Here is a 14569-nt window from a genome sequence, read left to right as displayed (position 1 = left end):
GCAGCAGGCTCCCCGTCGTTTATCTTCGTTCAAGGGAATTTTCATGAAATCCAGCAAGCGCAAGATCTGTCAGGTCCTGGCTCTTCTCGTTTCGAGCATCGGCGCAACGGCCGCGATGGCCGCTCCGAACGTGCAAGGCGGCGGCTCGTCGCTCGTCGCGCCGACCATCGGCGCGATCGGCAACCCCGCAACCGAAATCGGCCTGTTCGGCACGTCCCAAGGCTCGTTCACGTATTACTCGGTCGGCTCGGGCGCCGGCATGAACGCGTTCCTGAACAACCAGCCGACGTTCTTCGGCGCGGGCGTCACGGGCACGGTCCATTTCGCGAACAGCGATGCGGCGCTGTCGGCCACGCAGCTCACGTCGTACAAGTCGGGCCTCGGCGCGACCAACGGTCCGCTGATCCAGATCCCGTACATCGTCACGCCGATCGCCGTGCCGGTCGTCAACGGCCCGGCCGTGGCGAGCACGACGACGCCGCAAACGACGCCGGGTCAGGCGCACAGCATCGCGCTGAACGACGACGACCTGTGCGGCGTCTTCTCGGGCAAGCTGACGAACTGGAACCAGGTCGTCAACCCGGAAACCGGCTCGGCCTACCCGCTGAACGCGCCGATCAAGGTGATCTATCGTGCGGACGGCAGCGGCACCACCGAACTGCTGACCCGCCATCTCGCAGCCGTCTGTACGACCGTCAACACGGCCGCCGGCGTGACGTTCATCGACTCGCTGACGTTCGCGAACACGACCGCGTTCCCAGGCGGCGTCCCGTCGAACTTCGTCCCCGTGTCGGGCAGCGGCGGCGTGCGCGGCCAGCTGGCGAGCTTCTCGTCGGCCGGCACGGCCGCCGTGGCTTACCTGAGCCCGGACTACACGAACACGTTCCTCGCCCCGTCGAGCACGGTCGTGACGGCGGCCGGCGCGCTGCAACTGCCGGTGGCGAGCCTCGTGAACGGCACCCAGTACTACGCGCCGACGTATGCGAACGCTTCGGCCGCGATCGCCAGCACGGCGACGGCTCAAGCGCCGACCACCAAGGCCGCCGCTTCGAACCCGGCGAACTGGGTGCCGAACGTCGGCAAGCCGACGTCGGGCTATCCGGTCTCGGGCACGAGCCAGATCATCCTGAGCCAGTGCTACGCGGATGCGTCGGTCAAGACAGCCGTGCATGACTTCCTGAACGCGCACTTCACGAACGCGAGCTTCGCGTCGATCGTTCATGGCAACGGCTTCGACACGGTGCCGTCGGGCTACCGGACGGCCATCTCGAACGACTTCCTGAGCAACGCGAGCGGCTTCAACCTCGACATCGGCAACGCGACCGTCTGCGCGGGCACGGTCACGGGTCGTTGAGCGTTCGGCGGGTCGACTGACCGCCATCGACACGGCTGCGCCCTTGGGCAACCAAGGGCGCAGTTTTCGTTTGTATCTTCAATCCGCGTGCCCGGTCGTCCGCTGAGTCGGCACTACCTTCCAGGACACCGAACGATCACGCACCGAAAATCATCTACGGGCGAACCCGATTCGGACTCGGCATCCATGCTCCCGTACAGGTCGTGACCGCCGTGCACGACTTTCCGGACGGCCACTACACGAATGCCAGCTTTGCGTCGATCATTCGAGGTATCCCGCGCATCCATCTCGCAGTTTCGGTGACGCTTCCTCGCGTTCCCCCGCATGACGTCTTCTCGCCCTGCGATCCGCGCGACCCGGCATACAAAAAAACGCGAGCCACCGGCAAAAACCGGCGGCCCGCGTCATGCTTCACCTCGCTGCCCTCAGATCTTTCCCAACTTCGCGCGCTCATCCTCGGTCAACGCAGCTCGCTGGGCGGCCCCGGCCTGCCCGAAGCCGAGAATCGACACGGCGTTCGACGGATCGTAGCTCGCCTGCTTGCGCTTTCGCGAACCATCGTCGCCCGCGTCGCCGAATCCTTCGACCTGCACCGAAATCGTCCAGCGACGCGCCGGCGCACCCGATGCGCCGTTCTTCGCGAGGTCCTGCGCAACCTGGCTGGCCGCCGTCGCGGCCGCGCTCGCCGCGGTCAGCGCGCCCGTGTTCACCGCCTGCACCAGCGGAACGCCGCTCGCGTTGCCCGTCACCTGGATGTTGTCCGCGTTCACCACGCGCAGCGCCGCGACATTGAGGTTGCCCGCGCGAATCCCGGCATCGCCCGCATCGACCGTGCCGCGCGGCGCGATCAGGTTGACCGTGCCCGGCGGCACGCCGGGCACGGTCTGCAGCGTCGCGATGCCGGCGCCCGTCACCTGGCCGCGCGCGTCGACCGTGCAGTAGTGGTTCGCGTCGCACAGATACTGCGGCGCCGGCGTATCGGCCGCCGACTTCGCGCCCTTGCCGGCGTTGATGTCGCCGTTCGAGCTCCAGATCGTCATGTCGCCGCCCTGCTCGGTGAAGATCCGGCTTTGCGCGAGCAGCACGCTGCGATCCGTGAAGATGTTCACGTCGCCCTTCTCGAGCGTCAGGATGCCCATCGCGCCGGGGCCGACGATCACGTTGCCGTTGGCGTCCACGATCTGCGGCGGCGCCGACGCGCTGCCCACCAGCGCCTGCCCGCCCGGCCCGAGGATCGAGATGTTGCCGCCCTGCTGCGTCTGGATCGTCGTGTTGCGGATGTCCAGATCGCCGGTCGCGACCGGTTTGTTCGCGCCGTTTCCGCCGCCGCCCAAATTGTTCGCCGTATAGCCGAACGACGCGGGGAACATTGTATTGATCGCCTCGTAGCCGCGTGCGTACTTCTGGAAATAGGGGCTGGCGGCATTGTTGTAGTCTTCGCCGACACGCGTCAGCACGTTGAACAGCACCTGCTCCGCGAACAGTTGCTGAACGTACGACGGCAATGCCTTGAACTTCGCCCACGCCTGCGCCGCGTCGAGCGGGGCGAGCGCCGGCTGGTTCTTCACCAGCCCCGTATCGATCACCCGTCCAGCCTCGTACTGCTGCACGAACGCGATGAGTGCGGGCGCCGTGCCCGCCACGCCCGGCACCGAACTCGCAGGGTCGACGTACTTCGAGATGAACGTGCCGGTGTCGATGCCCGGACCGATACCGAACAATACGTTCACGTTCGCGCCGTCGTGCGGCAGGTTCGGATTGAACGCATTGCCGATTGCGTCGATGCCCGTCAGCCCCGCCGTGACCGACGATCCGCCCGCTTTTGCGGCGTAGACTTCCGTCTGACTCGTCAGCGGGCCGATATTCCGCCCCGCGTCGATGTCGAAGGTTCCCGGCCCGCCCAGGACCAATGCCGGCACGGTCTCTGCGTTGTACGCCAGCGGCGTGTCATGGATGTCGCGCCCTGCCACGATCCGGGTAACGTCCGACTTGCGCAGGTTCTGCCCCTGGAACGACAGGTTGACGATGTCCCGACCGGCCTGGATCAACGCCGGCTTGTCGGTCATGATCGACAATAGCTGGTCGTAGAATCCTGCGTTGCGACCGGTTGTCTGCACCGTGCCACTCACGATATCGCCGTTCAGGCTATAGATGCGCGCCGGTACCGGATCGTCGGCATGTAACGCGCCGACGGCGTGCGCCGCCGCCGTCGTATCGCCGAGCACGGGCACGACGGCGAACGGATTCGCCGCGGAAGGCATCAATGACGGATCCAGATCGAGCATGCCGAATCTGGCGCGCCCCGTGACATTGCCATAGAGATTCGAGAAGTTGACCGATTGATCCGCGACGAGATTCAGATTGCCCGACGAGGAAGGGAAAAGTGCGGTGCTCGACAAGACGTCGACACCGCCCGAGAACGCGGTCACATTCACGGTTGCCGGCAAGATGTACGACAAGTCGTTCTTCGGATTCTCACCTTGGTCCGATCCGCCAATGAGTTTTTTCGCAGGCAGCGAGCCGAACACGACGTCACCCGTCGTGGCCTGGACATTCACCGCGGAATTTGCCGAATAGGCCTGCGAATCGGCATACCGCTTGTAGCTGTTCTGCAGCACATCGCCCTGCACGTACGACGGATTGAACACGCCGCCGATGTCCGCTCCCTGACGTGCGCTGACATCGAGCACACCGTCCTGCGTCGCCAGCAAGGTCGAGACCGACATCGGCGATTGCCCGACCAGCCACGGCTGCACGACGATGTCCGAACCGATGCGCCCGCCTGCCGCGATCGTTCCCTCGCCCTTCGCGACGAAATAGTCGCCGCTCCGGATATCGCCCTCCGCCCGCACCGTCAGGTTGCCCCCGCCGACCGTGATCGGCGTGCCCGTCGCATCCTTGTACCAGGTGGTCGGCAGCGACACGCCGAGATCGGCGATGTTGCCGCCCGCGTTGATCGAGACGTTGCCGCCCACGCTCATGACGCCCTGACCGAACGCGCCGAAGTCGATCGACGTGCGGTCGATCGGCACATAGCCGCTGCCGCCCGTGACGATCGTCGGCTTCGCGGTGACCTGCATCCACTGCCACCAGAACTGGCCGATCGACGCACCGGCCCGCCCGGAGATCGTGCCGTTCGTGTCGATGACGTTCTCGAGACCGGCGATGTCGCCCTGCGCGCGGATGGAAATGTCGCCCGCGGCTTCGGGATTGACCGCCGACGTGACGAGGATATTGGGCGCCGGCGCCGCCCCGCCCTGCACGACCGTGGTCGACCCCGCCGGCGTGACGGGCGCCTTCGGCGACGGCGTGCCGGCCGTGTAGATCACGCCGGGTATGACCGTCGCCCCCGGCTCGCGCGCGGCGGCCGGATCGAACAGCGAGACGTCGTTCGCCGCGGCGACGTCGATCGAGCCGACGCCGGTCCGGACCATCGTCGGCGCGACGACGGCAAGGCCGTTCGGATTGGCGATGTTCGGATTGGTCGCGTTGTTGTACTCGAAATGCCCGTCCACGATCACGTTGCCGCCCGTCGACGCCGAGAACACGTCAGACGGCTTCAGCGCGAGCGGATTGGCGCTCGACGCATCGGCGCCCGCCACGAGCCGGTACGACGTGCTGCTCCCCGGGTTCAGGCTGGCGGAAAGCAGCGGCAGCGCGTTCGCCGCCACCGCGACCGGCGCCGGCGTGTTGTCCGTCTGGGGCGGCTGCACCGTGATGTCCCCGGCGATGACCGGCACCAGCACGGTCGGCGGCGCCTGCACCTGGTCGATGTGCGGCGTGACGCCAGGATGGGCGGCCTGCCACTTGATCATGTCCTTGACGTACGACTGATACTGCGCGAGATAACGCGGATACCACGTCGGGTCGGCCTGCTCCTGGGCCGCCGTCGGCGCCTGAAGCGTCAGTACGGGCTGCCCTGCCGCCTGCTGCGCATTCTGATGCAACATGTCCGCGTAGTTGAGCGCCCAGGCGCCGTCGGACAGCTGCGACATCAGGTACTGCGCATATTCCTTGTACATGCCGTAATACTGCGCAATCTCGTCGCTGTTCCCCGATGTCCAGTTGTACGGCCCGCTCAGGCCGAGATAACTGTAGTTCGCCAGGATGTAATTGAACGGGCCGAACGGCTGCGCCGACCACGCATAGTTCGCGGCGCCGTAATTCGACGGCGTCGGTCGCGGCGCGACGATGCTGCTCCCGATCGGATTGTCGATCTGGAAAAAGCCGTCCGACAGGCTCGCCCTGACGTCGACGTCGTTCTCCGCCCGCAACGTCACGACCGGCGCCTGTCCGTTGAACCGGAATGCCGGATTCGTCGGCGACGTCCCTGCCCCGAGGTTCCAGTTCGTCAGCACCGCGATGTTGCCGCCGTTGATCGATGCACTCGGATTGTCCAGCTCGATGCCCGGCACGATGCGCGCATTCGCGATCCCGGTGCCGGCGAACGGATTCTTCAGCGCATCGAGCCCGTGCCGCACGAAGCCCATCAGCGTGCCCGGCGCGGCCGCCGACGCGTCCCCGCCCAGGTAGCCGTAGAAGGTCTGATGATCCGCGTTGGCGCCGCCCGACGCCAGCGCAAAGAACATCGTCTGCAGCCCGCCGAAGCCGATCGCGCCGTAGCCGCTCTGCAACTGCGCCTGCGTCACCGCCGCCGTCGCGCCCGTCGCGTCGTTCGTCACCGTGCCGCCGCCGGTTCCATCCGGCGTGAACGTGAAGGTCGCCGGCGAGCCGGACGCGCTCTGCGCGGTGAACGTGCCGGCCAGCAGGTGCCCTCGGGCGTCATACCAGCCGGCCGGATCGATCACGCCGTCGAAATGCTTCGCCCCCGCCGTCGCATCCGTCGTGCTCCACACCGCGTAGGCCTCGAGCGTCGTCGCGCGCGAACCCGCGATTCCCTTGTCCGCGTTGAAGCCCGACGGCGGCAGCGACACGTTCACGGTGCCGTCCGCCAGCAGCGGTGCGCGGAAATTCACCGTGCCGCCCGACAGCCCGCCCGCCGTCCCGCCCGACACGTCGATCAGCGCATTCGCGCCGACCCGGATCAGCCCGGCTCGCGACGGATCGATGTGCTCGTAGCCGTAGGTCGTGTCGTACGGATTGGGCGAATTCGGATCGAACACGCCGCCCGTGCCGATGTCGACCTTGCCGCCGCGCTGGTTCGGATTCGAGCCGCGCGCGAGCAGCGTGCCTTCGACGTCGACGCCGCTGCGGCCGTACAGCGCGATCGCGCCGCCGGCCTTGCCCGACGCGTCGATCGTGCCCAGTACGTTCACGTTGCCGTTCGCCGTGTCCGCCGCGTTGCCCGCGCCGCCGTCCGCCGTCAGCGACACCGCGTGCGCGGTCAGCGTGCTGCCGGCCGACAGCGCGAGATTCCCCGCGCGCGTATGGATCGCGATCGCCTGGTTCACGCCGCTCGACGCCAGCGTCTTCGATAACGCGTCGAGATCGGCCGCGCCGCCCGTGTCGAGCGACAGCGACCCGCCCGCGTAGCCGCTCGCCGCGCCGCCCTTGATCGTGCCGTTCAGGTTCACGACCTGCTGCGGCGCCGACAGCGTCAGGCTGCCCGCCGCGCCGCCGCCGTTCGCGCCCGAGAAGTCGAGCGTCGAGCCCGCCTGAACGTCGACCGTGCCCTTGTCGGCGGTCAGCGTGATCGCGCCGGCCGGCGCGTAGCGCACAACGTCGAAGAACGGCTTCGACACCCCGGCCGCGCTCACCGTCGCGCCGCTGCCGATCGTCAGGTTGCCGCTCGTCGCCTCGAGGCTCACGTTGCCCGCCGGCGCGGCGATCGTCGCGCCGTTGTCGGCGATCGTCCCGCCGACGAAGCGCCACGCGCCGCCGACCGGCGTCTTTGCAAGCGCGGCGCCCGGCGCGCCGTTCAGCGTCAACGCACCGGTCGTCTTCACCGTCGATGCCGAGCTCGTATCGGCGAGATACACCGGCGCATTCAGCGTGACGGGCAGCGCGCCGAAGTCGAACGCGCCGGTGCCTTGCCCGACGATGCCGCCCGTCGCCGTCATGCTCGCGGCCCCGAAACCGCTCATCGTCTTCGTGCCCGCGCCGAAATCGATTTCCTTTGCATTGACGGTCAACGTGCCGTTGCCCGTTGCGGCCGCGCCGTTCGGCGCGCCCGTCTCGTTCGTGAACGCGATTTGCTGCGCGTTCAGCGTCACGTGGCCGCCGTCGCTCGTGAAGGTGCCCGCGCTCAGGTCCACGCTGTTGCCGAACGTCGCGTTCACGTCGCCGACGAAGCCGATCGCGCCGTAGCTGCGCAGCGTCACCTGCTGTGCGTTGCCGAATTGCGCCAGCCCCGCCGGATCGATCACGAAGCCCGGCAGCGCCGCGGCCGCCGCGCCGTTCGCGCCCGTGAACGTGATCGCCGAGCCGTCCGCCGTGATTGCCTTGGCCGACAGCACGGCGCTCGGATCGACTTTCAGGTTTCCCGACGAATCGAGCGTCAGCGCCTGCCCGCCCGTCAGCGTCGCGCCGGCGGCGACCGTCAGCAGGCCGCTGCCGGTCGAGCCCGTGCGCGTGAGCGGCGCCATCGCGCCGTTCGACACGCGCAGCAGCGCGCCGTCGCCCGCAATCGCGATCGGCAGGTCCTTCGCCGCCGGATAGTCGCCCGCCGCCGCGATCGATGCGCCCGCATCGACGCGCAAGCCGTTCGCCGCGTTTGCGTCCGCGCCGCTCGCGTCGGTCTTCGTGACGAGCAGGATTTCCGGGCCCTTGAGCGCGGTGTTGGCATCGTTCGACACGACGACGCTGTTCGCGATCGGCGTGATCGTCACGCCTTTCGCGGTCGCCGCGCGCGTGCCGCCGATCAGCAGGCTGCCCGCGTTCAGCGAATCGAGCGCGTCGCTGCCGATCTGCAGATAGCCCGGCAACGCGGCGGCGCCATTGCCGGTGATCTGGATGTCCTGCGACGCGATGTCGACTTCGGCCGGCGCACCGCCGCTGCCTGCGGCCGTGTTCAGCGTCGCGCCGAGCGTCAGCGCCCGGGTCGCGGCGAGCACGAGCTGGCCGCCGTCCACCGGCAGCGGCGGCGTCACGTTGCCCTTCTTCGCGGCCTGCGCCGCGAAGAAGCCGTTCGCGCCCGTCAGCGTGTACTGCGAGTATCGCTGCCAGACCGGCCCCGACTGCACGCTGAACAGCGTCGGCGTCGCGCTGCGGCCGCCCGTCACCGCATCGGCGAAGTAGCCCGCCGTCGTCACGGTGCCGTCCGGCAGCACCTGGCTCGCGCCCGGCACGACATTGCCGGGCACGCCCGCCACCGTCACGCGGTACGCGCCCGGCAGCGTCGCGTACTTGCCCGGGAGCAGCGTGTAGTAGCCGGCGGCCAGCCCCGGCACGCCGGACAGGTACACGGCCTTGCCGATCGCATCGTTCATGCCGGCCTGGCCGACGCCGAGCCTCGCCGTCGTGCTGCCCGCCGCGCCGCCCGCCGGCGGCTGCGCGGTTTGCGCGAATACCGGATCGTAGGCCGCCACCGGCGACTGCGCGCCCGGCACGATTGCATAGACGTTCGCCGCGCCCGGATTGACCGGCACCGTCACGCCGGCCGGATTGTTCGCATAGCTGATGTTGTATTGCGACAGCACGTCGCGCGTGCCGCCCGTGCCGGGCACCCACTCGACCGCCTGCAGGTCGCCGCCGCCCGACAGGTCGATCTTCGCGCCCTTGTCGAGCGCGACGCGGCCGGCGTTGACGCCGACGTACTTCGCGGGCGGCGCGCCCAGGTCGGGCGCCGTCACGTCCGCGATCGGGTTGAACTGCCACGCGACGCCGTCGACCGTCGTGCCGTACGGAATCAGGAGGCGGTCATTCGATACCGACGTCGTGCTGCCGTTCGCAAGCGTGACCGAATCGGTCGCGACGAGCGGCAGACCCGCGAATTGCGCTTTGGTCGCGGCATTCGACGGATCGCCGACGCCGAACACGATCGTGCCGGACGGCGCGCGCACCGTGCCGCCCTGCACGATGTCGGTCGCATCGACGAGCAACGTGCCGCCCGCCGACAGCGGCGTGGCCGACGCGCCGTTCGACGCGAACGTGACCGTCGTCGGCGCGGGCTTGCCCGTTGCCGGATCGGTCGGCCCGACCGCATCGACGATGAACGTGCTGCCGGTGGCCGGATACAGGTTCGCTGCCTTGAACGACAGATTGCCGGGCGTATAGAGCATGCCGGGGGCCGCAGCCGTGCCCGCCGGATTGGCATTGATCGAACTCACGCGAATGTCGCCGGCGCTGGTGAAGTTCGCGTGTCCGATGTTGTTGAGCTGGAACTGGTTGCGCAGGTCGATGAACGACGCGTTCACGTTCAGCGTCGCGTCGGACACCGTCGCAACCGGCGCGAATGCCGGAGATTGCGATGTCAATGCCGGCCCGGCCAGCGCGACGTACGGCGCATCGATTTCGATCGTCGTGCCGAGCGGTCGCTGCGGCGGCTGCGCGAGCAGGTCCTGGATGACGGACCGCGGTATCGTGCCGCCGCTCGGCTGACGGGCCGGCGTCGACAGCAGCGTCGCGAGCTGGTCCATCCCGAGCGCCGCGATGCGGCCGGTATTCAACGTGACGGATTCCGACAGCGCCAGCCTGACATCGCCCGCAAACACGATCGGCGGCACCTCCATGCCCAACGGCGTAATCCCGCCGTTGCCGAGCACCAGATTGGCGACCCCCGATCCGTCCAGCCTGTCGGCCGCGAACTGGAGCACGCCGGTCGGCTGGCCGATCGGCAATCCGGTGGTCGGATCGATCGCCGTGACGAAGCTCTGGCCCGCCGCGAGGCCGGCCGGCGTCAGTTCGCCGCCTTGCCGCACGACCAGCGCGGTCGCCCCGGCGCCGCCGCTCTGATGCGGCAGGATCGTCAGCGTACCGCCCCGCCCCTGCGCGGCGCCCGCCTGCGCGGCCAGCGTCGCGTCGGCGAACAGGCCGTACGCGGCGGACAGCGTGATCGAACCGGCATCGCTCCAGAGCGGCTGCGACGCGTAAGCGCCGTTCGCCTGCAACTGGTCGAAGTTCGCGGATGCGCCGGACACGTCGATCCGCGAACCCGGCTGCGCGGCCACATAGCCCGCATCGCTCGACAGCGTGACCGAGCCGCCCGGCAGGACCTTGCCGGTGTTCGGCACGACGGCCTTCCCGCCGACCTTGACCGGCGCGGCGAGCGGATTCGCGATCGCGACGCCCGACACGTCGAGCGTCGCGTTTGCGCCGAGCCAGACCGACCGGCTGTCGCTCGGCGTGAAGACGCTGTACTGCCCCGTCTGCGCGAACGGGCCGCCCGTGTCCGCGCTGAGCGTGATCGCCCCGCCCGGCGCCACGATCGAGCCGAGCACCGTCACCTGCGTCGGCGAGCCGAAGCCGATGCTCGCGCCGGCATCCGCATGGATCGACGCGCCGGACGACAGCGTGACCGCGCCCGTCACGCCCGGGTACGACGGCACCGCTGCCAGCGACGTCAGCCACGACACGTCGTTGCCGCCCGTCAGCACGAGGCTCGTCGGCTGCCGGTGATAGTCGTCGAGACGGCCGGACGTCGTCAGGCCCGAAGTCGACAGGTTCGCGCCGGTGGCCGCCTGCCGCAGCGCGAGCGTGTCGGGAACGAGATTGCGTTGCGTGAGCGCGACCGTCGCGCCGGGCGCCACGGTCGCGTCGTAGTACGCATTCAGCACGTACTTGCCGAAACCCTGCTGCGCGAAGAAGCGCTCCGGCAAATAGACGTCCCACGGCGCGGCGGTCGCCGGATCGCCGCCGATCCGGAAGCCGAGCGCCTGCAGCGTCAGCGTGCCGCCGCCGGAGAAGCCGTCGCTCAGAATCGTGCCGCCGAGCGCGATCGTGCCGTTCGCCGGCTGAATGGTCGGCAGGACCGCGCCGCCGTCGGCCGTGTGACCGAACTGCTTTGTGGCGGGCGCCACGTAGGTCTGCAACGACAGGTTCCCGCCGCGCCCGACCGGGATGCCGTTCCGCATCAGCAACTGGCCGTTCGGCAGCAGTTCACCGCCGCTCGACAGGTCCAGCACGCTGCCGGGTTGCAGCAGGATCGAACCCGTCGTGTCCTTGAAACCAACGCCGACGGTTCCGACCGAGCCCTCGCTGGTCGCCAGCGAAATGCTGCCGCCGTTGATGAACTGGGTGTTGCCGGGCGTCGTGCCCGGCGCCGCCCGCACGTCGTTGTTGACCCATTGGCCGGCCGCGCTGAGCACCGCCTGCGGCCCGACGACGATGTTGCCGCCGCTCGCGATCGAAATCGCGCCGCCCGGCGCGGACAGGCTGCCGGATACGTTGACGTCGGCGCCGCCGGTCGGGCTGACGAGCGCGATGGACCCGCCCGGCTGCACGTTCAGGCGCGTGCCCTGCGCGACGACGATGCCCTTGCCGCCGTGCGTGTCCTGCGTCACGCTCACGTTCGAGAAACCGCCGCCGTTCAGCGCGGCGACCGGCACCACCATCGTGGTCAGCACGTTGCGCGGATCGGCGGCGGCGACGTTCTGCAGCGCCGTCTTGTCGATCGGCGTACTGCTCGAAAAGCCCGGCGCGAGATCGTCGAGCTGCGGGGCCCGGTCCTGCAGGATCGTCAGGCCCGATACGCCGGACGGGGCGCCGTTTGCGTTGTTCGACGTGAGATTGGCGAGCGCGCTGCCGTCGAGCTTCGGATCGGCGCCGAGATTGAACGTCCCGCCCGACGGCAGGCTGTTGCCCTGCATCTGCTTCGCGCCGCCGAACGCGTGCGCGCTGATGTCGCCGTCGAGCACGAGCGCCGAGGTCGCGAAGAGATCGAGCGTGCCCGCGTTGCCGCCGACGATGTAGTCCGGCTGATAGACCCCGCCCGTCTGCAGCGGGTTGTACCACGACTTCGCCACGCCCCAGCGCGGATGGTTTTCGACGAACTGGCCCGCGATCCCGACGTAGGTCTGGTACGGGCTCGCCTGCCCGATCGGCACGATCGCGCCGTTCGCGTCGACGAGGCGCGTCGTGGCGACGATGCCGCCTTCGTAGTGCACGTAGCCGCCGTTCAGGTTCATCGACGAACCGGGCGCGGTCATCACTTCGTTGCCGGACAGCGTGATCGTCCCGCCGTTGGTCAGCAGCTGGTCGACCGTGCGCGGCATCAGGTTCACATAGCCCGACAGGTTCAGGATCGGGCTGCCGACCCACGACACGCCGTCGCTGCGCGTACCCGTCAGCGTGCTGTCGACGATCACGTTCTTCAGCCCGGCCAGGAAACTGTCGCGCAGCAGCGGCGAATCGGCGAGCTCGTTCTGGCCGATGCGCGGCACCGTGACGAGCGTCTGGCCGATCGGCAGCCCGACGTTCGCGAGCCCCGACACGTCGATCGTCGAGCCGGCATCCTGATAAATGCGGCCGGGCGCCGCGTTCCGCGCGACGTCGGGCGTATAGACCAACGCCGACGGCGAAAGCGCCGTCACCGACACGTTGGAGCCCGGCGCCTCGATCAGCGATCCGCGCTGGAACCACACCGCGCCCGCCGTCATCGCGATACCGCCCGGCGTGAACACCGTGCCGGGCGTCGACGTCGCCGTCTGGCCGTTGTTGTCCGGCAGCACGGTCGTCACCGATCCGGGGCCGAACGTGAGCAGGCCCGCCCGGTGCGCGTCGTCGGCGGTGCCCGTCACGAGCGGCGTCCCCGGATACGCGTTGCCGAGCGGATCGTTCGACCGGTACTCGTCGACGGTCGAGATCGTGATCCGGCCCGGCGTGTTCACGCTCGTCGTGACGCCCACCACGCCGTCCTGCGCGACGCGGCTGCCGAGCAGGTTCACGTTGCCGCGCGCGGCCTGCACGATGCCCGTGTTGACGAGCGTGCCCGCCGGCGTGACGTCGGCCGTCACGCCGTTTTGCGACGTGACGATCTGGCCGCTCAGCTCGGGCAGCAGCAGTTGCGGATTGGGCCTCGGAACACCGTTCGGCCGCAGGCTCACGCCGATGCCCGCAGCCAGCACGACCTGGCCGTCGGTCGCCGTGATGCTGCCGCCGTTCGTCACGTTCGGCGCCGCGACCAGCACGAAGCCGCCGTCGCTGACGGTGCCGTTCACGTGCGTCGTGATCGACGCACCCTGCTCGATCGTGATGTCGCCCGGCGCCTGATACGTCCCGTTCGCCGTCGCCACGTTGCCGAGCCCCAGCACCTCGTTCGGGCGATTCGCCCCCGCCACGCCGGACGAACTGCCCGACTCGGGATAGGCGAGCCCCCCCGTCGTACCGGCCGACAGGCTCAGGAACTGCCGGTTGCTCGCGGCAATGCCGTCCGGCGTCGGCACCGGCTGGTTCTTCATGTCCAGCAGATTCAGCGACGACGCCACCAGCGAATGCACGTTGACCTGCGACCCCGCCCCGAACAGCACCCCGTTCCGGTTGATCACATACACGGCCCCCTGCGCGGTGATGTTCCCCAGAATCTGGCTAGGCCGCCCGCTCGGGTCGTTCACGCGGTTCAGCACCGCCCAGTTGTTCGCGCCGTTCGTCTGCGTGCCGGCCGACTGGTCGAAATTGAGCGTCGTCTGCCGGCCGACGTTCATCGTCTCCCACGTCAGCACCGCGTTCTGCCCGGTCTGCCTGACGTCGACGTTCACGTGCCCGTTCGCGTCGACGCTCTGCTGCGGCGCGTTCGCGTTGAACCACAGCACCGGGTTGTTCGGATCGTTGGTCGCGCCCGCCGCGACCTGCAGCCCGCCCGGCGCGAGCCCGTTCGGCACGCTCGACGGCAGCCTGGCGGCGGCCGCGGCCGCATTCTGCTGCGCGGCGATCTGCGCGGCGATCGCATGCGCGGCGTAGCCGAGGTTGCGGATCGACGGCTGGCTCGCCTGCAGCGCCTGCTGCGGCGACACGCCGAGATTCGGCACGCCGGCCAAGCCGCCTGCGCCGCCCGCGCCGCCGCCGGGCGCACGCGCGGTCGCTTGCCCGAGGTTCACGATGCCCGCCGCCTGCGCGTGCGCGGTGACGCCCGCCGCCAGCATCACGGCGACCGCCCGGCATAGCGGACGCAGGTCCGATCTCAGGACGGACCGCGAACGAATCGGGTCATGTTGTCGTACTGCGCGTGCGCGTGCTGCCATTCTTCACCCCGAACCCTGGAAAATTGCGCGTTGCCGCGATCGCGCCGAGGCCGGCGCCGATCCGTAGCCGCGCGTGTCGATGCGCCTTGAACAGGCCACTGGAATCCGAAGACCATACGAAGCGCGCGTGGCAGCGGCA

The 14569-nt window shown here is 69.1% G+C and carries 2 protein-coding genes; one reads left to right on the top strand and one right to left on the bottom strand.

From position 1 onward, the window contains the following. The first annotated feature begins 43 nt into the window (after nt 1-43). On the top strand, nt 44-1354 hold the full coding sequence (locus tag HWX31_RS03525) for a substrate-binding domain-containing protein (RefSeq protein WP_174965103.1): 1311 nt from the start codon (nt 44-46) through the stop codon (nt 1352-1354). A 425-nt stretch (nt 1355-1779) separates the two neighbouring features. Here the strand turns inward: HWX31_RS03525 and HWX31_RS03520 are convergent, their stop codons facing one another. Further along, complete coding sequence (locus HWX31_RS03520; RefSeq protein WP_244143650.1) at nt 1780-14331, bottom strand: filamentous haemagglutinin family protein; 12552 nt, start codon at nt 14329-14331, stop codon at nt 1780-1782. Nucleotides 14332-14569: the final 238 nt, after the last annotated feature.

The sequence above is a fragment of the Burkholderia ubonensis genome (genome assembly GCF_902833085.1).
Taxonomy (GTDB): domain Bacteria; phylum Pseudomonadota; class Gammaproteobacteria; order Burkholderiales; family Burkholderiaceae; genus Burkholderia; species Burkholderia ubonensis.
This window is presented reverse-complemented; position numbering and strand designations above follow the sequence as displayed.